At 71.8% G+C, this 23722-nt stretch carries 25 protein-coding genes; 13 read left to right on the forward strand and 12 right to left on the reverse strand.

The genetic code is table 11. The features are described from left to right. Nucleotides 1–27: 27 nt before the first annotated feature. Together ABD999_RS29365 and ABD999_RS29370 are read right to left on the reverse strand one after the other, a co-directional pair. Nucleotides 28–249 (reverse strand): DUF3073 domain-containing protein, encoded by a 222-nt coding sequence (locus ABD999_RS29365; RefSeq protein ID WP_148035186.1) that lies wholly within the window; start codon nucleotides 247–249, stop codon nucleotides 28–30. 153 nt (nucleotides 250–402) lie between these two features. Continuing rightward, nucleotides 403–1482 carry a Leu/Phe/Val dehydrogenase gene (locus ABD999_RS29370; RefSeq protein WP_219546702.1) on the reverse strand — a complete coding sequence of 360 codons (1080 nt, stop codon included), beginning with the start codon at nucleotides 1480–1482 and terminating at the stop codon, nucleotides 403–405. Between the two features lie 105 nt (nucleotides 1483–1587). Between ABD999_RS29370 and ABD999_RS29375 the strand changes: the two genes are divergently transcribed. From ABD999_RS29375 to ABD999_RS29400, 6 genes are all read left to right on the forward strand, one after another. After that, the gene (locus ABD999_RS29375; RefSeq protein ID WP_148035188.1) at nucleotides 1588–2451 is read left to right on the forward strand and encodes a DUF8083 family protein; all 864 of its coding nucleotides are present in this window, start codon (nucleotides 1588–1590) and stop codon (nucleotides 2449–2451) included. A gap of 322 nt (nucleotides 2452–2773) precedes the next feature. After that, a complete protein-coding gene (gene bldC, locus ABD999_RS29380; RefSeq protein ID WP_013133571.1) occupies nucleotides 2774–2977 on the forward strand; it encodes a developmental transcriptional regulator BldC in 204 nt (67 codons plus the stop codon). Between the two features lie 387 nt (nucleotides 2978–3364). Next, the gene (locus tag ABD999_RS29385; RefSeq protein ID WP_261808923.1) at nucleotides 3365–4399 is read left to right on the forward strand and encodes a LacI family DNA-binding transcriptional regulator; all 1035 of its coding nucleotides are present in this window, start codon (nucleotides 3365–3367) and stop codon (nucleotides 4397–4399) included. 121 nt (nucleotides 4400–4520) lie between these two features. Further along, nucleotides 4521–4769 (forward strand): hypothetical protein, encoded by a 249-nt coding sequence (locus tag ABD999_RS29390; protein WP_148035189.1) that lies wholly within the window; start codon nucleotides 4521–4523, stop codon nucleotides 4767–4769. A 54-nt stretch (nucleotides 4770–4823) separates the two neighbouring features. Beyond that, complete coding sequence (locus tag ABD999_RS29395; protein WP_271275684.1) at nucleotides 4824–5678, forward strand: N-acetylmuramoyl-L-alanine amidase; 855 nt, start codon at nucleotides 4824–4826, stop codon at nucleotides 5676–5678. Next, nucleotides 5675–7267 carry a beta-N-acetylhexosaminidase gene (locus ABD999_RS29400; protein ID WP_271275683.1) on the forward strand — a complete coding sequence of 531 codons (1593 nt, stop codon included), beginning with the start codon at nucleotides 5675–5677 and terminating at the stop codon, nucleotides 7265–7267. The genes ABD999_RS29395 and ABD999_RS29400 overlap by 4 nt, the downstream gene beginning before the upstream one ends. A 4-nt stretch (nucleotides 7268–7271) precedes the next feature. On the opposite strand, the gene recD2 is transcribed toward ABD999_RS29400, so the two are convergent. From recD2 to ABD999_RS29420, 4 genes are all read right to left on the reverse strand, one after another. Further along, a complete protein-coding gene (gene recD2, locus ABD999_RS29405; protein ID WP_261808924.1) occupies nucleotides 7272–9422 on the reverse strand; it encodes an SF1B family DNA helicase RecD2 in 2151 nt (716 codons plus the stop codon). A 66-nt stretch (nucleotides 9423–9488) separates the two neighbouring features. Further along, on the reverse strand, nucleotides 9489–10043 hold the full coding sequence (locus tag ABD999_RS29410) for a GNAT family N-acetyltransferase (RefSeq protein WP_219546706.1): 555 nt from the start codon (nucleotides 10041–10043) through the stop codon (nucleotides 9489–9491). Next, a complete protein-coding gene (locus ABD999_RS29415; protein ID WP_271275682.1) occupies nucleotides 10040–11191 on the reverse strand; it encodes a quinone-dependent dihydroorotate dehydrogenase in 1152 nt (383 codons plus the stop codon). Before ABD999_RS29415 ends, ABD999_RS29410 begins: the two co-directional genes overlap by 4 nt. Nucleotides 11192–11197: 6 nt before the next feature. After that, the gene (locus ABD999_RS29420; RefSeq protein WP_219546708.1) at nucleotides 11198–11848 is read right to left on the reverse strand and encodes a response regulator; all 651 of its coding nucleotides are present in this window, start codon (nucleotides 11846–11848) and stop codon (nucleotides 11198–11200) included. A gap of 18 nt (nucleotides 11849–11866) precedes the next feature. On the opposite strand from ABD999_RS29420, the gene ABD999_RS29425 reads away from it, so the two are divergent. The 4 genes from ABD999_RS29425 to ABD999_RS29440 all read left to right on the forward strand — a co-directional run bounded on the left by ABD999_RS29425 (nucleotide 11867) and on the right by ABD999_RS29440 (nucleotide 15452). Beyond that, nucleotides 11867–12253, forward strand: a complete 387-nt coding sequence (locus ABD999_RS29425; RefSeq protein ID WP_271275681.1) for a tautomerase family protein — start codon at nucleotides 11867–11869, stop codon at nucleotides 12251–12253. Between the two features lie 40 nt (nucleotides 12254–12293). Then, entirely contained in the window at nucleotides 12294–13673 is a 1380-nt protein-coding gene (lpdA, locus tag ABD999_RS29430; protein ID WP_271275680.1) for a dihydrolipoyl dehydrogenase, read from the forward strand. A 103-nt stretch (nucleotides 13674–13776) separates the two neighbouring features. Continuing rightward, nucleotides 13777–15006 carry an acyltransferase family protein gene (locus tag ABD999_RS29435; RefSeq protein ID WP_271275679.1) on the forward strand — a complete coding sequence of 410 codons (1230 nt, stop codon included), beginning with the start codon at nucleotides 13777–13779 and terminating at the stop codon, nucleotides 15004–15006. A 53-nt stretch (nucleotides 15007–15059) separates the two neighbouring features. Beyond that, nucleotides 15060–15452, forward strand: coding sequence for a hypothetical protein (locus tag ABD999_RS29440; protein WP_271275678.1), 393 nt, complete (start codon nucleotides 15060–15062; stop codon nucleotides 15450–15452). Here the strand turns inward: ABD999_RS29440 and ABD999_RS29445 are convergent. Continuing rightward, nucleotides 15437–16018, reverse strand: a complete 582-nt coding sequence (locus ABD999_RS29445) for a hypothetical protein (protein WP_271275677.1) — start codon at nucleotides 16016–16018, stop codon at nucleotides 15437–15439. The two genes, ABD999_RS29440 and ABD999_RS29445, sit on opposite strands and share 16 nt — an antisense overlap. Nucleotides 16019–16162: 144 nt before the next feature. Between ABD999_RS29445 and ABD999_RS29450 the strand changes: the two genes are divergently transcribed. Continuing rightward, nucleotides 16163–16639: a hypothetical protein gene (locus ABD999_RS29450; protein WP_271275676.1), complete on the forward strand. Its 477-nt coding sequence runs from the start codon at nucleotides 16163–16165 to the stop codon at nucleotides 16637–16639. On the opposite strand, the gene ABD999_RS29455 is transcribed toward ABD999_RS29450, so the two are convergent. The 4 genes from ABD999_RS29455 to sigJ all read right to left on the reverse strand — a co-directional run bounded on the left by ABD999_RS29455 (nucleotide 16624) and on the right by sigJ (nucleotide 21184). Further along, nucleotides 16624–17658, reverse strand: coding sequence for an ABC transporter ATP-binding protein (locus tag ABD999_RS29455; RefSeq protein WP_271275675.1), 1035 nt, complete (start codon nucleotides 17656–17658; stop codon nucleotides 16624–16626). The two genes, ABD999_RS29450 and ABD999_RS29455, sit on opposite strands and share 16 nt — an antisense overlap. Continuing rightward, the gene (locus ABD999_RS29460; RefSeq protein ID WP_271275674.1) at nucleotides 17655–19190 is read right to left on the reverse strand and encodes an ABC transporter permease; all 1536 of its coding nucleotides are present in this window, start codon (nucleotides 19188–19190) and stop codon (nucleotides 17655–17657) included. The genes ABD999_RS29455 and ABD999_RS29460 overlap by 4 nt, the downstream gene beginning before the upstream one ends. A gap of 2 nt (nucleotides 19191–19192) precedes the next feature. Next, nucleotides 19193–20236, reverse strand: coding sequence for an iron ABC transporter substrate-binding protein (locus ABD999_RS29465; RefSeq protein WP_271275673.1), 1044 nt, complete (start codon nucleotides 20234–20236; stop codon nucleotides 19193–19195). Between the two features lie 72 nt (nucleotides 20237–20308). Further along, entirely contained in the window at nucleotides 20309–21184 is an 876-nt protein-coding gene (gene sigJ, locus ABD999_RS29470; protein ID WP_271275672.1) for an RNA polymerase sigma factor SigJ, read from the reverse strand. A gap of 69 nt (nucleotides 21185–21253) precedes the next feature. Here sigJ and ABD999_RS29475 point away from each other — a divergent pair, with 69 nt between their 5' ends. Both ABD999_RS29475 and ABD999_RS29480 read left to right on the forward strand, forming a co-directional pair. Further along, a complete protein-coding gene (locus ABD999_RS29475) occupies nucleotides 21254–21997 on the forward strand; it encodes an SDR family oxidoreductase (RefSeq protein ID WP_271275671.1) in 744 nt (247 codons plus the stop codon). 44 nt (nucleotides 21998–22041) lie between these two features. Continuing rightward, nucleotides 22042–22779 carry a class I SAM-dependent methyltransferase gene (locus ABD999_RS29480; RefSeq protein WP_271275670.1) on the forward strand — a complete coding sequence of 246 codons (738 nt, stop codon included), beginning with the start codon at nucleotides 22042–22044 and terminating at the stop codon, nucleotides 22777–22779. A 77-nt stretch (nucleotides 22780–22856) separates the two neighbouring features. On the opposite strand, the gene ABD999_RS29485 is transcribed toward ABD999_RS29480, so the two are convergent. Continuing rightward, complete coding sequence (locus tag ABD999_RS29485; protein ID WP_271275669.1) at nucleotides 22857–23672, reverse strand: AfsR/SARP family transcriptional regulator; 816 nt, start codon at nucleotides 23670–23672, stop codon at nucleotides 22857–22859. Nucleotides 23673–23722: the final 50 nt, after the last annotated feature.

Consider the following 23722-nt stretch of genomic DNA (forward strand, 5'->3'; position numbering starts at 1 on the left):
CACGGTCAACGGGAAGAGTGAGAACGGCTAGCGGCGGCCGGACGATCGTCCGCCGTCGTCGTCTCCGTAGTCGTCGGCGTAATCGGCATAGCGATCCGCCAGCTCGTCGTTGAGGTCGTCGGCGTCGTCGTTGCTGGAGTCTCCGACCCCGAGTTCGTCGCGAAGTCGGTCGAGATCCGTGCCACCGCTGTTGTACTTCAGCTGGCGAGCAACCTTGACCTGCTTGGCCTTTGCTCGGCCGCGCCCCATTGGCTCGACCCCCTCGTGTGGGGTCGTCTCCCGACCCCTCGTCGCTAACGCACCACACGCTGACGCCGCCCTTGCATCGGGCGTCAGCCTATCGTTCGCCTATTACCGTACCTGTTTTGTGCCCAGCTCGGTACGTCGTATGAGCGCGGGGCGTCAGCGCCCTAGCCAAATGCCCCTAATCCGCCCGACTTCCGACATTCTGCGCTCTGCCAGCCTATCCGCTGCCACCGCCGGGGGTACGCCTTCCTCCGACGCGATCGCGAAGATCTTCAGGGTCGTGTCGTAGATCCCCATCGCCTTGGCGCGGGCGCGCTCCATGTCGAAGCCGCCGATCTCGTCGGACACCTGGATCACGCCGCCGGAGTTGACGACGTAGTCGGGCGCGTAGAGGATGCCGCGCTCGTCGAGCTGCTTCTCCACGCCGGAGTGGGCGAGCTGGTTGTTGGCCGCGCCGCAGACGACCTTGGCGCGCAGCGTGGACACCGTGGCGTCGTCGAGCGCGCCGCCCAGCGCGCACGGCGCGAACACGTCGATGTCCGCCGCGGTCAGCTCCCGCGCGTCGGCGACCACGTCGACCTCGGGGTGGAGCCGCTTGACGCGGTCGATCGCCCGCTCGCTGACGTCGCAGATCACCACGTCGGCGCCGTCGTCGCGGAGCAGGCTGACCAGGCGGTGGCCGACCTTGCCGACGCCCTCGACGCCGACCCGCCTGCCGCGCAGCGTCGGGGCGCCGAAGACCCGCTCGGCCGAGGCGCGCATGCCCTGGAAGACGCCGAACGCCGTCAGGATGGAGGAGTCGCCGGCGCCGCCGTGGGCGACGGTGCGGCCCACGACGAAGCGGGACTCGCGGGCGATGAGGTCCATGTCCTCGCTGTAGGTGCCGACGTCGCAGGCCGTGATGTAGCGGCCGCCGAGTGACTCGACGAAGCGCCCGTACGCGCGCAGCAGCGGCTCGCTCTTGTCGCGGGCGGGATCGCCGATGATGACGGCCTTGCCGCCGCCGAGGTCGAGGCCGGCCAGCGCGTTCTTGTAGGCCATGCCCTTGGCGAGGTTGAGCACGTCGGCCAGGGCGGCCTGCTCGCTCTCGTACGGGTAGAACCTGGTGCCCCCGAGAGCGGGGCCGAGTGCGGTGTTGTGGATGGCGATGATGGCGCGAAGGCCGCTCTGCTCGTCGGCGCAGAAGACGACCTGCTCGTGAACGTCCTTGTGGGACGCACCGAAGACGTCGGTCACGGTAGTGACTCCCTGTCCGGTCCGCCGCCCCTTCGCGGCGGAGATCACTCAAGCGTAGTCGGCACGACGATGCACGGCGGGTTGGCTTCATGACACGATGCCTCCGTGCTGCCCTATGCCGCCTACCTCCGCGTCTATGAGCCGCTGACCGCGTTCTCCGAATCCGAGCGCAAGGTCTGGGCCGACTATGCCGATTCTCGCGACCGTCCGCGCCGGGCCAACGCGCTCCAAGCCGAGCACGGGGAGTCGGTCAGGCGCCTGCTTGGCATGCCTCCTCAAGTCGTACCCGCGCAGGAGAGCCCCAACGCCTACCTGCGGCGTGTCGAGGACCGTCTGTACGTCTGCCCCTGGCAGACCCGGTTGCGCTCGTGGCTGGCCTTCTCAAGGCTCCGGGGCAGTGTCCCTGTGAAGCTGATGGACCGGTTCGTCCCGAATGCCATCGCCGAGCAGACGGCCGACGACTTCGACCGCTACAAGCGCGGCGCCGGTTCGGACGCGCTGCGCACCCACATCCGCACCACGGCCTGGCACGTGCCACCCTCGTGGTTCGTGCCGTTCGACGGCAACGAGCGCTGGCTGGTGCTCGGCGCCTCCGTGCCCGGACAGGACGTGACGACCGCCACCGGGCGCAACCTCATCTACGTCACGTCCATGGCCCAGGCCAGGAGGCGGGCCGCGCGGGCGCTGCAGGTGCTGCGGCGCAACCTCGGCGACACCGCGCCCAACTTCGACGTGGAGGACGTGGCGCGGTGGCTGGAGGAGTTCCACCCCCACTCGCTGGTGGAGCTCGACTACGGCGGCCTGGTGCATCTGATGAACGACGAGGCGCTGCAGGCCGACCAGTCGGTGGCGGAGCTTTCCGCGGCCCTGACGGGGCTGGACACGGGTCAAGAAGAGCTTGCCTATGCCATGTACCAGAGGGTCATCCTTCGCTGGAAGTCAATGCAACTCCTGGAATCTTCCAACTGAACCCCAATACGACCGTCTGACCTGCATGAGTAGGTCATGAGTCGCGGCTGCTCACTTCTGCGAACTGAGTAGTTTGCCGTTTTCACTGCGATACCACGAAACGTGTCGCTAGAATCACCGAGCGTGACATCGCCGCAGGGGCGGGCAGTTGGGTCAAAGAAGGGCTCGCCAATCGCTCTGCGTGGCGGTATGGTCACATCGGGTGATGCCGTATATGGCCCAGAAAAGCCGCACGCTCTGGGTCATAGAGGGACATCCGTGACACGCGCAAAGGCAGTCGCAGGATCGCGAAGCCGGTCCACACGGAGGAGAGGCCGCACAAATGTCAGCTCGTACACCCGAGGCCGAGCCGCTGCTCACGCCCGCCGAGGTCGCCACCATGTTCCGGGTCGACCCCAAGACCGTCACCCGGTGGGCCAAGGCGGGCAAGTTGACGTCGATCCGCACCCTCGGCGGTCACCGGCGCTACCGGGAGACCGAGGTTCGCGCACTGCTGGCGGGGATTCCGCAGCAGCGCTCGGAGTGAGACCGGGGTCGTCACCAACCTCAGGGGGGTTCTCACGGTGGGCCAGGTCGGCGTGGCCCGGTCCACCCCAGTGACGACTCGGACGTCATACAGGGGAGTTGGCGCCGCCCGCCCGGCGCCATCCTTCCCCGGTTTCCTTCCCACGCCGCCCGCGCCGCCCACAGAGGCGCGCGGACCCATGCGCGACTGAGCGTCGCGCGGTCGAAACGCAGTCGTCGCACGCCGTCGAGCTTCTGAACGCTCCGGCCTCAACCTTGCCGACCTGCGGACATCCGGGCAATGACGGGCTTCCGGAACCCAGGCCGTACCCTGCGGCGAACTCGATCGTTTGGTGGTACAGGTGCCCCAACATCCGCATCGCGGGGGAGACACATGCCAGGACCGCCAGTGAAGTCATCGACCATCACCGAGCTGAGAGAGGTAGACGCGCTGCCTCGACCAAGGCCCACCATCCGCAACGTCGCCGAGAGAGCCGGCGTCTCGAAATCGCTGGTCTCACTCGTGCTGCGCGGATCCCCGCACGTGAGCGAGCACCGGCGCCAGGCCGTGCTGCAGGCGGCCCGTGAACTCGGCTACCGGCCGAACGCCGTCGCGCGCAGCCTCGTGGAAGGCCGCACGCACCTCGTCGGCGCACTCGTCGCCGACCTGCACAACCCGTTCTACGCCGAGTTCCTCGACGGCCTGCAGGAGAGCCTGCACGGCGACGGGCTGCGCATGCTGATCGGCAACAGCCAGTGGGACCCGGCGTTCGAGGACGAGGCCGTGGAGGCCTTCCTGGAACTCCGGGTCGACGGGCTGGTGCTCTTAGGCATCGCGCCCACCAGCGAAACCCTGATCGAGGCGACCTCGTACACCCCGACGGTGGTCGTCGGGGAACGTGACATCGAGCTCGACGGCGTCGACATCGTGGTCGACGACGACCAGCACGGCGCGCGCCTGGCGATCGACCACCTGGTCGCGGCCGGGCACAAGCGCATCGCGCACATCGAGGGCCCGCGCCCCTCCCGCTGCGAGGGCTACCTCGTGGCCATGCGCAGGCACTCGCTGGCGCCCTACATCATGGTCGAGGCGGCGGACGCCTCGGAGGACGGCGGCAGGACGGCGGCACTCGCCCTGCTGACCCGCGAACCGAGGCCCACCGCCATTTTCGCCGCCAACGACGTGGTCGCGCTCGGCGTGCTGATCGCCGCGGCCGAGCTCGGCCTGCGGGTGCCGGAAGACCTCTCGGTGATCGGCTACGACAACACCCACCTGGCGGCGTCGGACCACATCTCCCTGACCTCGGTCGACCAGCCCCGGCGCGCGATGGGGCGGACGGCCGCGGCGCTGCTGAGCGATCGCATCTCCGAGCCGGCCAAGGCCGCCCGGCTACGCGAGGTGACACCAGAGCTGATCGTGCGGCGCAGCACGGGTCCTGCCTAAGAGGATGTCAAAGGTCGGTCAACACGCTCCGTGACGCCCCGCCCGGCGGTTAACTCGCCAGGGTCATGCTAATTGTGGCCGGACTTGCGGTCCGGCCACGATCTGATCCGGGGGGACAGCCATGCGTGATCCGGAACTGGTGTCGTGCGCCCAGCGTGCCGCGGCCGAGCTCGAGCGCGCCTGGGCGCAGTGGCGCGCCGGGCGGGGCCGGGGCACCGACGTCGGCGTGGAGTCCGTCGCCAGCTACGTCGCCCACTCGCTCGACCACCCGTGGGGCCGGCCCCGCGTCGTCCTCGGCCTGGACGCCGAGGACGCGCGGGAGCTGGCCGCCCTCCTCCAGCGTCAGGAGGTCGGCGAGCACGTGTGGTGAGCGGGTTCGCGGCGTTCCGCACCCCGCGGACGAGGTTGCCGTAAGTTGGAGCGCATGCGTGCGCTTCCCGCCTCTCTTCTCGCTGCCTGCGGCCTGGTCGCCTCCGCGTGCGGCGGCACCGTTCCCGGTGCCCCCGTGGCGGACCAGATGGCGCGCCGGGACGCCGGGCCCACGTCGAGCGCCACGGCCGCCGAGCCCGCCCGGTCGGCCGGCTCGGCCCGGCCCGCCGAGAAGGCCCCCTCCGTGCGGCCGCTCGACGGCAGGGTCGTCGTCATCGACCCGGGACACAACGGAGGCAACGCCCGCGCCCCGAAGGAAATCAACCGCAAGGTCAACGTGCTGACCCAGTGGAAGGCCTGCGACACCACCGGCACCTCCACCAACAGCGGCTACTCCGAGGCGGCCTTCAACTGGGACGTGTCCACGCGCATGGCCAAGATCCTCAGGAGCCGCGGCGCGACGGTGAAGCTCACCCGCTCCAGCAACACCGGCGTCGGCCCGTGCATCACCGAGCGGGCCGCGATCGGCAACCGCAGCGAGGCCGACGCCGCGATCTCGGTCCACGCCGACGGCTCCAGCCCAGGAAACCGCGGCTTCCACGTCATCATGCCGAAGAAGATCGGCGGCCCGGTCGACCCCGTGGTGGGCGCCTCGGCCAGGCTGGGCAAGGCCGTGCGCGACGCCTTCCGCGAGGGCACCGGGCTGCCGTACTCCACCTACATCGGCAAGAAGGGGCTCGACTACCGCGGCGACCTGGGCGGGCTCAACCTGTCGACGGTGCCGAAGGTCTTCATCGAGGCCGGCAACATGCGCAACGCGGGTGAGGCGGCGAAGTTCCGCGACCCGGCGTTCCGCCAGAAGATCGCGCTGGCGCTGGCGAACGGCTTGCAGCACTATCTGAAGTCATGATCCCTCGCCCGAAGCTCAGCCGTCCCTTGTCCGCCTCCTACGAGCTGACCGCCGGGGCCGCCGTCTCGGGGCCGGCCGACCTGATCGGCGCCGTCCGCACCGCGATGCCGGGGCTGGACCTGCTGCCGGGCGACGACGGCGCGATCGACCTGCGGCTCGACCCCTCGCTCGGCGACGAGGCCTACCGGCTGACGGTGGGCTCGCGCGGCGTCGAGATCGCCACCGGCGGCCGGGCGGGCGCGTTCTACGCCGCCCAGTCGCTGCGCCAGCTGCTGCCCGACGACGCCTTCCGGTACGGTGCCGCGACGTCGTGGACCGTGCCCGGGGCGCGGATCGAGGACGAACCCCGCTTCCCGTGGCGCGGGCTCCACCTGGACGTGGCGCGCCACTTCTTCCCCAAGCGGGAGGTCATGCGGCTGGTCGACCTCATGGCGCTGCACAAGCTCAACCGCCTCCACCTCCACCTGGCCGACGACCAGGGCTGGCGGGTGGAGAGCCGGGCCTACCCGCTGCTGCACGAGATGTCCTCCCACCGGCCGCGCTCGGCCGTGCACCCGTACGGTCAGCCGGAGGCGTTCGACGGCATCCCGCACGGCGGCTACTACACCCTGGACGACCTGGCCGAGATCGCCGCCTACGCCCGCGACAGGGCGGTGACCGTGGTGCCGGAGATCGACGTGCCGGGGCACGCCTCGGCGATCCTGGCCGCCTACCCGTCGCTGGGCGCCACGGGCGAGCCGCATGACGTGCTCGACCGGTGGGGCATCTCCCCCGCCATCCTGTCGCCGCTGCCGCCGACGGTCGAGTTCCTCACCACGATCTTCGACGAGCTGCTGGGGGCGCTGGGCGAGACCCCCTACGTGCACATCGGCGGCGACGAGGTGGTGCTCGACCAGTGGGCCGCCTCGCCCGAGATCGACGCCTACCGCGAGTCGCTCGGCCTGGCCACGGTCAACGACCTGCAGGCGTGGTTCCTGCGGCGGCTGGCCGACGCGCTGGCCGAGCGGGGCAGCCGCGCGGTGGTGTGGGACGAGGCGTTCGTGAGCGGCGGGCTGCGGCCGGACACGGTCGTCATGCCGTGGCGCGGGCAGGGCGTGGCCCGCCGCGCCGCCGCCGCGGGCCACGACGTGGTGGCCACCTCGGTCTTCCCGCTCTACTTCGACTACGCGGAGGCGGCCTCGCCCGACGAGCCGCTGGCCATCGGCGAGACGATCACCGTGGCCGACGTGGCCGCGTTCGACCCCGCCCCGGACGACTGGGCTCCTCAGGAGCGTGAGCGGGTCATCGGCGTGCAGGCGCAGCTCTGGACGGAGCGCGTGCCCGACCCGCGCACCCTCGACTACCGGATGTGGCCCAGGGCGTGCGCGCTGGCCGACATCGCCTGGGGCGCCCAGGACGACTTCCCCGGCCGCCTGGAGGCCCACCTGGGGCGGCTGGACGCGCTCGGCGTCGAGTATCGCCCGCCGGCCGGGCCGCACCCGTGGCAGCGCCGCAGGCCGCACCTCCCCGGCGTCATCCGGCTCGACGAGGTGATGGACCGCATCGAGGCCATGACCCACGACCCCGAGTCGACCCGGCCCAGCATCTGACCCGTCAGGCCAGCGCGAGGGCCAGCCGCTGCGGCAGCGCGGTGTTGCGTCTGCGGCCGAGGGTGTGGACCGCCATCTCCAGGGCCTCGCGCCGGCCCACCAGCACCACCCACGACTTGGCCCTGGTCACCAGCGTGTAGAGGAGACTGCGGCGCAGCATGATGCCACCGGACTCGGCGACGATCGGGGCGACCACGAACGGGTATTCGCTGCCCTGGGAGCGGTGCACGCTGATCGCGTACGCGTGGGTCAGCTCGTCGAGCTCGCCGAAGGCGTACTCGACCGTGCGGCCGTCGTCGGTGCGCAGCTCCACCAGCCGCTCGCGCTGGTCTACGGCGGTGACCGTGGCGGTCTCACCGTTGAAGACGCCCTTGTCGTAGTTGTTGCGGATGGGCAGGACCCGGTCGCCCGCCCGGTAGACCGAGGAGCCGTACCAGTGCTCGTCGACCCCGTCGCCCGGCGGGTTGAGCCGCTCCTGCAGGCGGCGGCCCAGCTCGACGGTGCCCGTGACGCCCTTGCGCATCGGGCAGAGCACCTGCACCTGGTCGGGGCGGATGCCCTGCTTGCGGGGGATGGCCTCGGTGGCGAGGTGGATGACCCGGTCGGCCACCGCCTGCGGGTCGTCGAGCTCCTCGAACCAGAACCCGCCGCCGCCGGGCAGCCCGGGCAGCTCGCCGGCGCGCACGTGGTGGGCGGCCCTGACGATGCCGCTGCCCTGCGCCTGGCGGAAGATGTGGGTGAGCCGGACGCGCGGGATCTCCTCGACGCTCAGCAGGTCGGCCAGCACCCGGCCGGGGCCGATGCTGGGCAGCTGGTCGCTGTCGCCGACCAGCAGCAGGTGGCTGCCGGACGGGACGGCCGACGCCAGCCGGGTGGCGAGCTGCAGGTCGAGCATGGACGCCTCGTCGACCACGATGAGGTCGGCCTCGACCGGCCGCTCCTGGAACAGCGCGCCGTCGTCCTCCGGCTGCTGGGCGAGCATGCGGTGGACGGTCATCGCGGGCAGCCCGGTCAGCTCCGACAGGCGCTTGGCCGCCTTGCCCGTGGGGGCGGTGAGCGTCACCCGGCCGCCCATCGCCCGCACAGTGGCGGCGATGGCGGCCACCGTGTGGCTCTTGCCGCAGCCCGGGCCGCCGGTCAGCACCGAGACCGTGCTGGTCAGCACCAGGTTGACCGCCGCGCGCTGGTCGTCGTGGAGCCGGTCGTCCTCCTGGAAGGGCCGCAGCCGCAGCTTGGACGGGGCGCGGGCGAGCCGGGCGAGGTGAGCGGCCAGCGCGACCTCGCGGCTGTGTTCCTGCTTGCCGTAGACGACCAGGCGGCCCGGGTCGGAGGGTGACGCCTCGACGACCACCCGGCGGTCGGCGTGGAGCGCGTCGACGGCCTGCCTGATCTTCGGCTCGTCCTGCTCGACCAGCGCGGCCACCTGGGCGACGAGCGCGCGCAGCGGCACGAAGCAGTGGCCGCCGCCGGCCGCGGCCGCCTCGATCCGGTCGACCACGGCCGCCTTGACGCGCTGCGGGCTGTCCTCGGGGACGCCGGAGCGCAGCGCGATGCGGTCGGCACTCTGGAAGGCGATGCCGCGCACCCGGCCCACGAGCTGGTAGGGATCGGTGGTCAGGACACGCAGCGACTCGTCGCCGTACACCTGGTAGATCTTGGCGGCGAGCAGCGGGCTCACCCCGAAGCCCTGCAGGGCGACCATGAGGGCGGCGACGGCCTTCTGCTCGGCCCACGCCTCGACGATCTGGGCCTGACGGATGGCGCCGATGTTGACCACCTCGCGCAGCCGGCCGGGCTCGGTGTCGATGACCTTGAGCGTCTCCTCGCCGAAGTGGCTGACGATGGCGTGGGCCAGTCGCGGCCCGACGCCCCGGATGAGACCGGAGCCGAGGTAGAGGGCGATGGCGCGGACGGTCGAGGGCGCGATGCGCTCGCACCGGCGGACCTGCAGGCGGGCGCCGAAGCGGGGGTGCTCGCCCCACTCGCCGGCGAGCAGCAGCCGCTCCCCCGGCTGCGCCCCGGCCAGCGTCCGGCCGGAGGCGATGAAGGAGGGCAGGTCGTCGGCGCTCACCCGGGCGACGGTGTAGTCGTCGTCGCCGACGTGGACGAGCTGCTCGACCGTGACCTCGACCTCGTCGGGTCTCGCGCGCGCCACCACTCAACTCCCGGCCGTCGTGTCCGGCATCCGACGCTCGGACATTAGCCGCCCGTGCCGACAGTCCTACCCGGGCGGGCCGTCATGCAGGATCTTCTCGAAGAGCAGGTGGTCGCGCCACTCGCCGTCGATGTGCAGGTACTTCTCGGCCACGCCGATCTCGGTGAAGCCGCACTTGCGCAGCACGCGCTGGGAGCCGTGGTTGTCGAGGAGGGTGCCGGCCTGGAGGCGGTGCAGCCCCAGCGACTCTGCCGCGACGCGGCAGGCCTCCCGCACCGCGCCGGTGGCCAGGCCGCGGCCGTTGCGGGCGGCGTCGACCCAGTAGCCCAGGTGGCCGTTGCGGAAGGCGCCGAGCACGATGTCGTTCACGTTGAGGATGCCGACGATCAGCGGGCCGTCGGCGAGCACCCACGGGAACATCCGGTGCTCGTCGCGGATCTTGAGCATCTCCGCCACCCGTGCGGCCTGGCCCGCCGTGGTGAAGAACTCCTCCGTCCGCCTCGGCTCCCAGCGGCGCAGGTGGTCGCGGTTGCGACGGTACGCGTCCGCGAGCGGCTCGGCGTCGTCGAGCGCCAGCGGGCGCAGCACGACCCCGCCGCCGAGCTCCGCCGGACCGGTCACCGCGAGTCGTCGGAGACCGTACGACCGGCCTCCGCGGAGTCGGGGACCGTGCGGCCGATCTCTCCGGATCCGGGGTCCGTACGGCGGGAATCCGCAGGGGCCGTGCGGCCGATTATGGCGGTGATGGACGTCAGGCGGTGGCGGCGGACGCGGCGGGAGAGCTGACGGTGGATGCGGGACGCCCACAGCGGGCCGCCGTAGATCCAGCCGGTGTAGCCCTGGACCAGGGTGGCGCCGGCCAGGAGGCGCTCCCAGACGTCGTCGACGTCCTCGACGCCGCCCACGGACACCAGGGTGAGCCGGTCGCCGACGCGGGCGCGCAGCCGCCGCAGCACCTCCAGCGAGCGGGCCTTGAGGGGGCGTCCGGACAGCCCGCCGGTGGGGCCGTCGTGCGCGATCGTGGTGTTGGTCGCGATGATGCCGTCGAGCCCCAGCTCCAGCGCCAGGTCCGCGACGGCGTCGACGTCGTCGTCGGCCAGGTCGGGCGCGATCTTGACGAGCAGCGGGGTGCGCCGCGGCGTGCTGTCGCAGACCTCCTTGACCGCGGTCAGCAGGGGCCGCAGCAGCGACACCGCCTGGAGGTCGCGCAGGCCGGGCGTGTTGGGCGAGCTGACGTTGACCACCAGGTAGTCGGCCGGCGGCGCCAGCTCCTTGGCGCTGGTGACGTAGTCGGCGGCCGCCTCGGACTCGGGCACGACCTTGGTCTTGCCGATGTTGACGCCGACCACGGCGGGCACCCCACGGGTGCGGCGCAGGCGGCGGGCGGCGGCCGGGGCTCCGGCGTTGTTGAAGCCCATCCTGTTGACCACCGCGCGCTCGCGTACGAGCCTGAACAGCCGCGGGCGCGGGTTGCCCGGCTGCGCGTGCGCGGTGATCGTGCCGACCTCGACGTGCGAGAAGCCGAGCGCGGCCACGGCCTCCGCGCAGGCGGCGTCCTTGTCGAAGCCGGCGGCCAGCCCGAGCGGGCCGGGGAAGTGCACGCCGAACGCGGTGATCCGCAGCGCCGGGTCGTGCGGGGCGAGCGCCCTGTGGAGCAGGCGCTTGAGCAGGGGCAGTCTGGCGACCAACGCCAGCCCCCTGACGGTCCGGTGGTGCACGGCCTCGGCGTCGAACCGCCGCAAGACCTGCGTGAACACGAGGCGATACATCACGTGTCAGGCTACCAATCCCGCCTCGTAGGCGATGATCGCCGCCTGGACCCGGTTGCGGACGCCCAGCCGGGTGAGTATCGCGCTCACGTACGCCTTCACCGTGCCCTCGACGATGTGCAGGCGGCCGGCGATCTCCGCGTTCGACAGCCCGGCGCCGACCAGGGCCAGCACCTCGCGCTCGCGCTCGGTCAGCGACTCCAGCCGGTCGCGGGCGTGCGCGCCGCGCGCCATCCGGCCGCCGGCGAGCTGGGCGATCACCCGGTGGGCGACCTTCGGCGAGAGGTAGGCCGCGCCGTCGGCCACCGCGTGCACGCCCGCGATCAGCTCGCGCGGGTCGCCCGACTTGAGCAGGAAGCCGCTCGCGCCCACTTCCAGCGCCTTGGCGATGTAGTCGTCCTCGCCGAACGTGGTCAGCATCACCACCGCCGTGCCCGGCGCCGCCCTGCGCATCTCGGCCGCCGCGGCCAGCCCGTCGAGCACCGGCATGCGGATGTCGAGCAGCGCGACGTCCGGGTGGTGGCTGATCGCCAGATCGACCGCCTCGCGTCCGTCGCCGGCCTCGGCCACCACGTCGAGCTTCGGGTCGGACGCCAGGATGGCCCGCACCCCGGCGCGCATCATGGCCTCGTCGTCGGCCAGCAGTATGCGGATCACGGTTCTATAGTGACCGACATGGCGCAGGTGAAGGTCTACGGGCGGCGTGAGGTGTGGGCGGGGCGGCAGCGGGAGGTCTCCGACCTGCTCCAGGGATGCCTGGTCGAGGCGTGGGGGCTGCCGGAGGACAAGCGGTTCCACCGGTTCCTGCTGCTGGACGCCGACGACCTCATCTGTCCGCGGCGTTCCGGCTCGTACCTGATCATCGAGATCGTCTGCTTCACCGGCCGCAGCGACGACGCCAAGCGCGCGCTCATCCGGACGATCTACGAGCGGCTCCCGTACGAGCCAGAAGACGTGGAAATCACAATCATCGAGATGCCGCAGGTCAACTGGGGTATTCGGGGCAAGGTCGCCGACGAGCTGACACTGCCCTACCAGGTGGACGTCCAGCCGCGGGGGTGACGGTCAGGTGAGCCCTCCGGCGAGCGGTATGGTCCGAACCATGAGCACTCACTACGACGTCGTGGTCCTGGGCGCGGGTCCGGGAGGATACACGGCCGCCGTACGCGCCTCCCAGCTCGGGCTGCGCACGGCGGTCATCGAGGAGAAGTACTGGGGTGGCGTCTGCCTGAACGTGGGCTGCATCCCGTCCAAGGCGCTGCTGCGCAACGCCGAGCTGGCCCACATCTTCACCAAGGAGGCCAAGACCTTCGGCATCCAGGGTGACGTCACGTTCGACTACGGCGCCGCCTTCACGCGCAGCCGCAAGGTCGCGGACGGCCGGGTCAAGGGCATCCACTACCTGATGAAGAAGAACTCCATCACGGAGTACGACGGGCGCGGCACGTTCCTCGACGCCAACACCATCCAGGTGAACGACGAGACGATCACCTTCGACAACTGCATCATCGCCGCCGGCGCGACCACCAGGCTGATCCCCGGCACGTCGCTGTCGGACCGGGTGGTGACGTACGAGGAGCAGATCCTCTCGGAGGACCTGCCCGGCAGCGTCATCATCGCGGGCGCGGGCGCCATCGGCGTGGAGTTCGCCTACGTGCTCCACAACTACGGCGTCAAGGTCACGATCGTGGAGTTCCTCGACCGGATCGTGCCGCTGGAGGACGAGGAGGTCTCGGCCGAGCTGACCAAGCGCTACAAGCGGCTCGGCATCGAGCTGCACACCTCCACCAAGGTGGAGAACATCGAGGACACCGGCTCCTCGGTCAAGGTGACCGTGTCGCGCGACGGGCAGCAGCAGGTGCTGGAGGCCGACAAGGTGCTCCAGGCGATCGGCTTCCAGCCGCGCGTCGACGGCTACGGCCTGGAGAAGACCGGCGTCGAGCTGACCGACAGGGGCGCGATCGCGGTCGACGGCCGCCTGCGCACCAACGTGCCGCACATCTACGCGATCGGCGACGTCACCGCCAAGCTCATGCTGGCGCACGCGGCCGAGTCGATGGGCATGATCGCCGCCGAGACCATCGCGGGCGCCGAGACCATGGAGCTCGACTACGTGATGATCCCGCGCGCCACCTACTGCCAGCCGCAGGTGGCCAGCTTCGGCTACACCGAGGCGCAGGCCCGCGACCTGGGCCACGACGTCAAGGTGGTCAAGTTCCCGTTCACCGCCAACGGCAAGGCGCACGGCCTGGGCGACGCGAACGGCTTCGTGAAGATCGTCAGCGACAACGAGCACGGCGAGCTGCTCGGCGCCCACCTGATCGGCCCCGAGGTCACCGAGCTGCTGCCCGAGCTGACGCTGGCCCAGCAGTGGGACCTGACGGTGCACGAGGTGGCCCGCAACGTGCACGCCCACCCGACGCTGGGCGAGGCGGTCAAGGAGGCGATCCACGGCCTGGCCGGCCACATGATCAACATGTGACCCTGAACGGGTGATCGGTATGGGCGGGACAACTCCCGCCCTTCGCTCGATCTTCTACAGTTCCGGCCAAAAGGGGCGTACCACGCGGTAGCCTCGGGCCTCGATGGCCAATTCCACCGGGACCCGGGAGACCCTCGCGCCCGTTCCTCCTCGCGAGAGCCGCCTGGGCTGGCTGGACGCGCTGCGCGCCGTCGCCGCGCTCGTGGTCGTGTACGAGCACGCGCTCAACCCGCTCTACCCGGAGCTGCGCGCCGTCACCGGGCCCTGGTTCGACGCCGGGATCTATGGCGTCATGGTGTTCTTCCTGGTGAGCGGTTACGTGATCCCCGCCTCGCTGGAGCGGCGGGGCAGCGTGGCCGGGTTCTGGGCCGGCCGGTTCTTCCGGCTCTACCCGCTGTGGGCGGTGGCCGTGGCGGCGGCCCTGCTGCTGGCCGTCTCCGGCGTCGACCCGATGCACGTCTGGCTCACCGACCGGCCGGCATCAGCGGTGCTCGGACATCTGACCATGCTGCAGGACCTGCTCAACGTGCCGAACGTGCTCAACGTGCTCTGGACCCTCTCGTACGAGATGGCCTTCTACCTCCTGGTCACCGCCCTGTACGTGGCCGGGGTGCACCGGCGCAGCGCGGAGGTCGCCTTCGGGTTCGGGGCCGCGGCCGTGCTGCTGGGCGGGGTGCTGCCGTCGGTGCTGCTGTCGCGCGGGGCCGGGGCGACGCTCGGCACCGTGCTCGCCGTGATCGCGCTGGTGGGGTGCGGGCTGGCGGGGGTGCTGAGCGGGCGTCCTGGTGCGCGGCGGGCCGGGGCGCTGGTGCTCGGGGTGGTGGTGCTCGGGCTGATCCTGGTGAACGGGCGGATCCCGGCCTGGCAGAGCCTGACGATTCTCGCCACCATGTTCGCCGGCACGGCCCTGTACCGGGTGCGGGACGGGCAGGTCGCGCCGTGGCGGGCGGCGGCGCTGGCGGGGAGCGTGCCGGTCGCGGCCGTGGCGGCGGCGCTCTGGCACGGCGACGGCGTCCCGTGGCCGTGGGTGAGTGCGGTGCCGGCGGCGTGGGCCACGTTCGCGGCCGGGATGCTGCTGGCCCGGCGGCGGGTGCCGGCGTGGTGGGCGTGGCTGGGCATGGTGAGCTACTCGGTCTACCTGCTGCACCCGATCCTGCTGGAGATCGTGGACGGGCTGCTGGCGGATCCGGCCGCCGTCGCGTGGCCGTACCGGGCCGGGCTGGGCGTGGTGGTGCTGGGGGCGCTGCTCGGCTGCGCGGCGCTGACGTACCGGCTGGTGGAGGCGCCCGCCCAGCGCGCGGGCAAGCGGATCGCGGCGAGGTTCGCGAAGTAGGAAGCGTTCGTAAAGCGTCGGATGAGGGTGGTCGGGGCGGCTACGGTCGTGCCATGGACGAAGCCACCCCCATGCCCGGGCCGGTTCGGACCGCACGGATCCTGCTCTGGATCTACATCGGGCTGATGGCCCTGATCGCCGCCCTCATCTTTTTCTTCGCGCGGTACGCCCCGGCCGGGCCGGACACCTCGCAGATCTATCTGATCACGGGGTGGAGCGCCGCGCTCCTCGTGCTCACGGCCTTCCTGACGATCAAGCTGACCGCCCGCAGGCGCTGGGCCCGCTTCGGGCTGATCGCGATCATGGCGATGAACGTCCTGGGCTACCTTGCCAACCTGGCCGCGGGCGGCGGGCTCAGCCTTCCCGCCATCGTGGGGCTCGGCCTGGCGATCGGGGTGATCGTCCACCTCTTCCGTCAGGACAGCAGGGCCTACCTCGACCAGTAGCGGGCCATCTTGGCGGCCATCTTCGCGGCGTCCGCCCGATGCCTGGCCAGGGTGCGCAGCGGCTTGGCGTCGTTGTGCAGGTCCCAGTAGATCGCCACGGCGGAGCCCTCGCGCACGGCGACGAACTTCTGCGTCTGCGGGACCGGCGCCTTCTTCGTGGCCCGGATCGTCCGCGCCGCCTGCAGCGCCTCGTCGCCGATGCGCGGCTTCCCCACCTTGACCGTCTTGCCGCACTGCTTGAGCAGGGCGCGCATCCGGTCCATCATCTTCCCCGCGCCCTTGGCACTGGCGAACACGAACAACTGCTCGCCGCGCCTGCGGTCGGTGCGCTCACCGCCGCCGATCTCCGTGTCGTACGAGACCTCGCGGCTCTCCTTCCACCCGGAGAGCATGACGGGGCTGCACTGGATGTTCCACACGTCGTCCGCCCCGTCCAGGCCGTGGATCCAGTGCTCGTCGTCCTGCCGCGCCTGCTTCTCGTACAGCAGGAAGTCCTTCGGGATGGCGGGCGCCTGCGCGGGCGTCATCAGCGCACCGGCCACCACCAACGCGATCGTCTTCAGCATGTGAGGACGCTACCGGACCTGATCAACGCGGATGACCGCTTCGGGGGGCAAGAATGTTGAAAGCGGTGGATTCCACCTGGCAAGGGGGTTGAAAGCGGGGCGGCGCACAGTGCGGTCAGGAAAACTTGAGAAAGGACCGCACCGATGTCGCTCTCCCGCCCCGTCGCCGTTCTCGCCCTCGCCGCAGGCACCCTTCTCGCGATCGCCCCCGCCGCCCAGGCCGCGACCGCCACCACCGAAGCCGCCGCCCCGTGGGGCCCGCGTTACGCTCCCGGCCAGAAGGCCAAGGCCGTGGGCTCGCTGACGGCCAAGGGCGAGGACCACGCGGACCTCCCCACCGCCGACACCGTGAAGATCACCGGCAAGGTCTACGACTACGCCGCCTCGTCCAAGGTCTGCGGCTACGCCGTGTTCCGCATCACCTACCGGGACGGGAACCAGCTGCCGCACAAGCACCGCAGCGTCCGCGACTGCTCCTACCGGTCGGCGAAGAGCTTCTCGTTCACCGACCGCGACGTCTACCAGGTCGAGCTCAAGGTGTGCGCCGAGGGCAAGCGGGCCAAGCCGTCGGACGTCTGCCTGTACGCCGGCACCTGGAAGACCCTCTACCTCTCCAAGTGATCCGCGCGCCACACCCGGCACGCCCCCTCGACCCGCACCGACACGGCCGAGCCGGCCGCGACCGGGACGGCGTGGCCGGGCACGCGGGCGGTGACGCGGGTGCCGTCCGCCAGCAGGAGCGCGACGGTGGCGTCGTGGCCGTGGAAGTCGTGGCCGGTCACGGTGGCGGACACGCCCGCCCCTTCCGTGAGCACGATCTGCTCGGGCCGCACCATGACCGTCAGCTCGCCCGTACCGCCGGGGTTCCGGTCCGCGGTGACCGGGCCGAGCGGCGTCAGCAGGTCGGGGCCGGTCGCCGTGAGGAACACGGCCTCGCCCACGAAGGCCGCCACCCACGGGTCGGCCGGCTCGCGGTAGAGCTCGACGGGAGGACCGCTCTGCAGGACGCGGCCGTCGCGCATCACCGCCACCTGGTCGGCGACGGACAGCGCCTCGTTCTGGTCGTGGGTGACCAGGATGCCGGTCGCCTTGTCGGCCCGCAGCGCGGCCCGCACGTCCCTGCGCAGGTCGGCGCGGAGTCCGGCGTCGAGGGCGCTGAACGGCTCGTCGAGCAGGATGACGGAGGGCCGCGGCGCCAGGGCGCGGGCCACGGCGACCCGCTGCTGCTGGCCTCCGGACAGGTGGTGCGGCATCCGGTCGCCGTACCCGGCCAGGCCGACCAGGTCGAGCACCTCCTCGGCCCGGCCTGAGCGGCGCTCCTCGCGGGTCAGCCCGTACGCGACGTTGTCCCGTACGGACAGATGGGGGAAGAGCGCGCCCTCCTGCGGGACCGTGACGACGTGCCGCCGCTCGGGCGGCGTGTGCGTGCCCGGCCCGGCGACCACGCGGCCGTCGACGGAGATCTCGCCGGCGTCGAGCCGTTCGAAGCCCGCCACGCACCGCAGCAGCGTGGTCTTGCCGCAGCCGGACGGGCCGAGCACGGCGGTGAGCGTGCCGCCGGGCACGGCGAGGTCCGCCCCGCCGAGCGCGGTCACCGCGCCGTAGCGCTTGACGATTCCCCGCAGGTCCAACTGGCTCATCGTGAAGTCTCCGCGGTGAGTATGCCGGTGCGCGCGGTGAGCAGCCACGCGGGCACCGATGACAGCAGCACGAGCAGCGCCGCGTAAGGGGCCGCCGCCGCGTACGCGGCCACGGTGGTGTGCGTCCACAGCTCGGTGGCCAGGGTGTCGACGCCCGTCGGCCGCAGCAGCAGCGTGGCGGGCAGTTCCTTCATGCAGGTCAGGAAGACCAGCGCGGCGCCCGCGCCGATGCCGGGCAGGACGAGCGGCAGCGTCACCGTGCGCAGCACGGCCACCGGCCCGCGCCCGAGCGAGCGGGCCACGTCCTCCAGCACCGGCGGCGCCTGCGCGGCGGCCCCGGTGACGGCGGCGAGGGCGAGCGGCAGGAACAGGGCGGCGTAGCCGAGCGCCAGCAGCCAGGTCGTCTGGTAGATCGGGTACGCGAGCGTGACCCCGAACGACACCAGCGACAGCCCGATCACCACGCCGGGCAGCGCGTGGCTGACGTAGGCGAGCCGGTCGAGCAGGGTCGCGAGCGGTCCCGGCGCCTTGGCCGTCAGCAGGCCGAGCGGCAGCGCGAGCGCCATGGTGAGCGCGGCCCCGGCGAGTGACAGCCAGAGCGAGTTGCCCATGGCGGCGGCCACCTCCGCCCACGCGCCCGGACGGGAGACGCCCTGGAGCATCCGGAGGCCGAGGCTGAGCGCGGTGACGCCGAGCGCGAGCCCCGCCAGGACGGCCAGCGCGGCGGCGGCGGGCCAGCGGGCCCGCCCGAGCCGCTGCCGGGCCGCGGTCCTGCGCGTGCCGCCGAGGTGCGCGTACCGGGCGCCGCGGCGGCGGGTGACGGTCTCCCCCGCGAGCACCAGCATGGTCAGCACCACCAGCACGGTGGACAGCACCAGCGCGCCGGTGCGGTCGAAGCCCAGGTCGAAGGCGACGAACACGGCCCGGGTGAAGGTGTCGGTGCGCACGATCGACACCGCGCCGAAGTCCGACAGCACGTACAGCGCCACCAGCAGCGCCCCGCCGGCGTAGGCGGGCCTGATCTGCCGCAGCGTCACGCCGGTGAACGTGCGCCACGCGCTCCTGCCGAGCGAGCGCGACACCTCCTGCTGCGACGGGTCGGCGTTGACGAGCGCCGCCGCGACGGGCAGGAAGACGTACGGGTACGAACAGAGGGTCAGCACCAGCGCGGCCGCCCAGAAGCCCTCGAACCCGTCCACCGACGACCGCCAGGCGAACGCGGCGATGTAGGTGGGCACGGCCAGCGGCAGCGCCGCCAGCACCGCGAACAGCCGCCTGCCCGGCAGGTCGGTGCGTACGACGAGGAACGCCGACGCCACGCCCAGGACGGTGCAGGCCACGGTCACGACGGCCGCCAGGCCCACGGTCAGGACGGCCAGCCGGGCCGTCCGGGCGGTGAGCACCTCTTCCGCGATCCGCGCCCATCCGGCCTCGGCCGTCCTGACTGTCAGGTAGGCCACCGGGACGAGCGCGACCGCCACCGTCACCACCGAGAGGGCGAGCAGCAGCGGCCGGCGCGTGCGCGTGCGCATCACTACGGGACGAGCCCCGATTCCTTGATCAGCGCGATCGTGGCCTCCAGCTCGTCGAGGTCGTTGAGGTCCACGTCGGGCGCGGTCAGCTGGTCGAGCGGCGGCACGAACGCGGGCGGGGCGACGCCGTCCACGACCGGGTACTCGTACGTCTGCTCGGCGAAGTACTTCTGCGCGTCCGCGCCGAGCAGGTACGTGACGAACGCCCGCACGTCGGGGTCCTCGGCGGCCTTCTTGAGCACGCCCACCCCGGCCACGTTCACCAGCGCGCCGGTGTCGCCGCCGGGGAAGAAGTGCAGCTTGGCCTTGAGCGTGTCCGGCGTGGTGCCGCGCTCCTTGGCCAGCTCGCCCAGGTAGTAGTGGTTGATGAGGCCGATGGCGATCTTGCCTCCGTCGACCTCCTCCAGGATCGGGCCGTTGCCCTCGCGGATCTGCGGTTCGTTGGCCTGGAGCCCGGTCAGGAACTCCTTGGCCTTCTCCTCGCCGTGCTGGACCCGGATCGCGGTGACGAACGCCTGGAACGAGGCGTTGGTCGGGGCCACGCCGACCTTGCCCTTCCACTGCGGCCCGGTGAGGTCGAAGACCGACTTGGGCAGGTCCGCTTCTCGCACGAGGTCGGGGTTGTAGACCAGGACCCGCGAGCGGGCGGTGACGCCGACCCACTCCTTGCTGCCGGCCCGGTACGTCTCGGGCACCTTGCCGGTCAGGTCGTCGGGGAGCGGGGCGAACATGCCCTTCTTGGCCACCGCGCCCAGCGCACCCGCGTCCTGGGCGAAGAACGCGTCGGCGGGCGAGCGGTCTCCCTCCTCCAGGAGCTGGCCGGCCATGGCGGCGGTGTTGCCGTATCTCGCCTCGACGGTGATGCCACTCTCTTGGCTGAAACGTTCCAAAAGCGGTTTGACCAGCGACTCGCTGCGACCGCTGTAAACGGTGATCTTCTTGTCTCCGCCGGAGGCGGGGTCGCTCTCGGGCGCGCCACCACAGGCGGCCGGCCCGAGCATCAACGCGCTCGCGAGCAGCACGGTCAGAGTGAGGGGACGTCTCATGAGCCGTTAGCTTAGCCTCACCTAATTTTCTTGTCGATGGGTGGGGGCACCCGAAACCACCGTGACCTGGCGTCAGACGCCGGGGACCAGCCGCGACAGGCGCTCGGGGTCGGCGATCACGTCGATGGCCGCGATCCGGCCGTCCGTGACGGTGAACGCCATGATGGACAGCGGCCGGTCCTTCGCCACGACGACCACGCCGGCCGTACCGTTGACGAGCGCCGGCCGGACGAACGGCGAGAACCGCCCGAACGTGACCGCCTGCTCCGCGACCGTTCCGGCGCCGTGGAAGACGACCGTGTGGCGGGCGCGCGCCACGCCGCCGTCGGAACGCAGCACGACTTCGGGGTCGAGTACGGAGACGAGCGCGTCGAAGTCGCCGTCACGGGCGGCGGCGAAGAACGCGTTCACCACGTCGCGCTGACGGGCCGGATCCGGGTCCGGCACCGGAGCCTGCCCGCGCACCCGGCGCCGCGCGCGGCTGGCGAGCTGGCGCGCCGCCGCCGGTGACCGGTCGAGCAGCGGCGCGATCTCCTCGAACGGCACCGCGAACATGTCGTGCAGCACGAACGCCAGCCGCTCGGCCGGCGACAGCGTCTCCAGGACCACCAGCAGCGCAAGCCCGACCGAGTCCGCCAGCAGCGCCTCGTGCTCGGGGTCCACGCCCGACTCCGGGCTGATGACCGGATCGGGGATGCCCGCGCCGAGCGGCTCCTCGTCGCGCCGCTGCCGCGAACGCAGCACGTTGAGACACACGCGGCCCACCACCGTGGTCAGCCACGCCGCCAGGTTGGCCACCTCACCGGTGTCGGCGCGGCTCGCCCGCAGCCAGGTCTCCTGGACGGCGTCGTCCGCCTCGCTCAGCGAGCCCAGCATCCGGTAGGCCACCGCGCGCAGACGGCCGCGTTCCTCCTCGAAACACGCCGTCATCAGCTGGCGCTCGTTCACCGTGTCACATTCCTTCCCCGTCAGGTGTCGGCGTAGTGGACCCCACCCGATGGACTACTGGAGCAAACCATGACATCTCTGATTCTGGTCACCGGCGGCACCGGTACTCTCGGCCGCCTCGTCGTACCGCTCCTGCGGTCCGCCGGCCACCAGGTGCGCGTCCTCGGCCGGCGCGGCGGCGACGTGACCGCAGACCTGCTCACGGGCGAGGGCGTCCAGCCCGCCGTGGACGGCGCCGACACCGTCCTGCACCTGGCGGGCGGCCCCAAGAACGACGACGTGATGACCCGCAACCTGGTCCAGGTCGCCGCGCGTGCGGAGGTGCGGCACCTGGTGCACATCTCGGTGATCGGCGCGGACCGCGTGCCGCTGGCCTGGTTCCGCTACCAGCGGGACGCCGAGCGGGCCGTGATGGACTCGGGCGTCCCCTGGACGATGCTGCGCGCCGCCCAGTTCCACGACCTCGTGCTCAAGGCGGTGACGCCGATGGCCAAGCTCCCCGTGGTCCCGGTCCCCGGCGGGCTCAGGTTCCAGCCGGTGGACGCCCGCGACGTCGCCGCCCGCCTCGCGGACCTGACCGTCGGCCCGCCGTCCGACCTGGTGCCGGATCTCGCCGGGCCGAAGGTGTACGGGATGGGCGAGCTGGTGCGCGGCTACCTGGCGGTGGCGGCCAGGGGCAAGCGGCGGCCGATGCTGCCGGTCCGGATGCCGGGCAAGGCGGGCCGCGCCTACCGGGCGGGCGACAACCTGTCGCTGGAGGCCGAGCTGGGCAAGCGCACGTGGGAGGAGTTCCTGGCCGAGCGGGTGCGCTAGAAATCGTTGGACAGCGCGCGGACGAGCGGGAGATCGTGGGCCGCATGCGACAGGAGGACATCTGGGACGCCGAGACCGCCCGGCGCTACGACACGCCGGGCACCGGCATGTTCGCGCCCGAGGTGCTGGAGCCGACGGTCGGACGCCTGGCCGAGCTCGCGGGCGGCGGCCGGGCGCTCGAGTTCGCCATCGGGACCGGCCGCGTCGCCGTGCCGCTGGCCGAGCGGGGGGTGAGCGTCACCGGCATCGAGCTCTCCCTTCCGATGATCGACCAACTGCGGACGAAAGCGGACGAGGAGACCATCCCCGTGATCGCCGGCGACATGACGACGGCCGTCGCCCCGGGCACGTACACGCTGGTCTACCTCGTCTACAACACCATCTCCAACCTGCTCACGCAGGCCGGGCAGGTCGAGTGCTTCCGCAACGCCGCCCGTCACCTCGCGCCCGGCGGCCGGTTCGTCATCGAGCTCTGGGTGCCCGAGCTGCGCAAGCTCCCGCCGGGGCAGCGGGCCACGGTCTTCCACAGCGAGGCCGGCTACATCGGTCTCGACACCTACGACGTGCTGGCGCAGCACGTCGTCTCGCACCACTTCGAGTTCGACGACGGCAGGCAGGCCCGGCTGTTCCGCAGCCCGCACCGCTACATCTGGCCCGCCGAGCTCGACCTCATGGCGCAGCTGGCCGGGTTCGAGCTGGAGAGCAGGCATGCCGACTGGTCCGGCGCCGCCTTCACCGCCGAGTCGCGTTCGCACGTGTCGGTCTACCGCCTTCCCGGCTGACCGCGGATCCGTTCCGGACGATCTCGCCGGAGCCGTCACGCCCCGGCCCGGGGACGGAATCCCCGACCGCTGACCGGTCAGCGCCGGGCGGTGGTGATGACGCGCTCGGTGAGCGTCATGAGCATGGCCGGGGAGGCGAGGTCCAGCGCCGGGTCGCGGCGGAGCACCGCCTCCTGCATCCGGCGCAGCCCCGGCCCCGGCTCGATGCCCAGGTCGCCGACCATGACAGACCGGGTGTCCCGGTAGACCGCGAGAGCCTCCGACGCCCGGGACGCCCGGTACAGCGCCAGCATGAGCTGGGCCCGGGCCCGTTCCCGCAGCGGGTGGGACAGGGTGTGGGCGGTGAGCATCGGCACCAGCGCGCGGTGGTCACCGGCGGCGAGGCGGAGGTCGGCGTGGTCCTCCAGCGCCATGAGGCGCTCCTCTTCCAGGCGTGCGGCCTCGACCTGGGCCCACGGAGCGGTGATGCCGGTCAGCGCGCCGCCCCGCCAGAGCGTCAGAGCGTGCTGGAACAGCCTGTCGGCAGTCGCCGCCTCGCCCCGGGCCCGCGCGGCGCCCGCCCGGCCGCTCAGCAGCGTGAACAGATGGGCGTCGACGTTCTCCCGCTCCACGTTCAGCCGGTATCCGCCGGCGACGGTCGTGATGACCTCGTTCTCCTGGTGCCTGGAGAGCAGGTCGCGGATCTTCGACACGACGATGTGCAGTTGCTTGGCCGCCGTCGCCGCCGTGCTCTGCCCCCAGACGTCTGCCAGCAGCTGTTCGGCGGGAACCACGTGGCCGGCGCTCAGCGCCAGCCGGGCCAGCAAGCCGACCCGCCGCTCACCGGCCACCTTGACCGGTTCGTCATCCGCCGTGACCTCCCATGGTCCGAGGATCTTGATTTTCAGTGCCATCCGGGCCCCCCTGTGTCGGCCGCAGCTTGATCGCAACTCTAGGGAGGCGG

Origin of the sequence: Nonomuraea ferruginea (genome assembly GCF_039540635.1) — a bacterium.
Lineage (GTDB): Bacteria > Actinomycetota > Actinomycetes > Streptosporangiales > Streptosporangiaceae > Nonomuraea > Nonomuraea ferruginea.

What these genes read in the sequence shown, in the direction of transcription:
- ABD999_RS29365 (WP_148035186.1), bottom strand. Translation starts at nt 249, where the DNA reads ATGGGGCGCGGCCGAGCAAAGGCCAAGCAGGTCAAGGTTGCTCGCCAG.
- bldC (WP_013133571.1), top strand. Translation starts at nt 2,774, where the DNA reads ATGTCAGCTCGTACACCCGAGGCCGAGCCGCTGCTCACGCCCGCCGAG.
- ABD999_RS29390 (WP_148035189.1), top strand. Translation starts at nt 4,521, where the DNA reads ATGCGTGATCCGGAACTGGTGTCGTGCGCCCAGCGTGCCGCGGCCGAG.
- ABD999_RS29395 (WP_271275684.1), top strand. Translation starts at nt 4,824, where the DNA reads ATGCGTGCGCTTCCCGCCTCTCTTCTCGCTGCCTGCGGCCTGGTCGCC.
- ABD999_RS29400 (WP_271275683.1), top strand. Translation starts at nt 5,675, where the DNA reads ATGATCCCTCGCCCGAAGCTCAGCCGTCCCTTGTCCGCCTCCTACGAG.
- ABD999_RS29415 (WP_271275682.1), bottom strand. Translation starts at nt 11,191, where the DNA reads ATGTATCGCCTCGTGTTCACGCAGGTCTTGCGGCGGTTCGACGCCGAG.
- ABD999_RS29425 (WP_271275681.1), top strand. Translation starts at nt 11,867, where the DNA reads ATGGCGCAGGTGAAGGTCTACGGGCGGCGTGAGGTGTGGGCGGGGCGG.
- lpdA (WP_271275680.1), top strand. Translation starts at nt 12,294, where the DNA reads ATGAGCACTCACTACGACGTCGTGGTCCTGGGCGCGGGTCCGGGAGGA.
- ABD999_RS29435 (WP_271275679.1), top strand. Translation starts at nt 13,777, where the DNA reads ATGGCCAATTCCACCGGGACCCGGGAGACCCTCGCGCCCGTTCCTCCT.
- ABD999_RS29440 (WP_271275678.1), top strand. Translation starts at nt 15,060, where the DNA reads ATGGACGAAGCCACCCCCATGCCCGGGCCGGTTCGGACCGCACGGATC.
- ABD999_RS29445 (WP_271275677.1), bottom strand. Translation starts at nt 16,018, where the DNA reads ATGCTGAAGACGATCGCGTTGGTGGTGGCCGGTGCGCTGATGACGCCC.
- ABD999_RS29450 (WP_271275676.1), top strand. Translation starts at nt 16,163, where the DNA reads ATGTCGCTCTCCCGCCCCGTCGCCGTTCTCGCCCTCGCCGCAGGCACC.
- ABD999_RS29455 (WP_271275675.1), bottom strand. Translation starts at nt 17,658, where the DNA reads ATGAGCCAGTTGGACCTGCGGGGAATCGTCAAGCGCTACGGCGCGGTG.
- ABD999_RS29460 (WP_271275674.1), bottom strand. Translation starts at nt 19,190, where the DNA reads ATGCGCACGCGCACGCGCCGGCCGCTGCTGCTCGCCCTCTCGGTGGTG.
- ABD999_RS29465 (WP_271275673.1), bottom strand. Translation starts at nt 20,236, where the DNA reads ATGAGACGTCCCCTCACTCTGACCGTGCTGCTCGCGAGCGCGTTGATG.
- ABD999_RS29475 (WP_271275671.1), top strand. Translation starts at nt 21,254, where the DNA reads ATGACATCTCTGATTCTGGTCACCGGCGGCACCGGTACTCTCGGCCGC.
- ABD999_RS29480 (WP_271275670.1), top strand. Translation starts at nt 22,042, where the DNA reads ATGCGACAGGAGGACATCTGGGACGCCGAGACCGCCCGGCGCTACGAC.
- ABD999_RS29485 (WP_271275669.1), bottom strand. Translation starts at nt 23,672, where the DNA reads ATGGCACTGAAAATCAAGATCCTCGGACCATGGGAGGTCACGGCGGAT.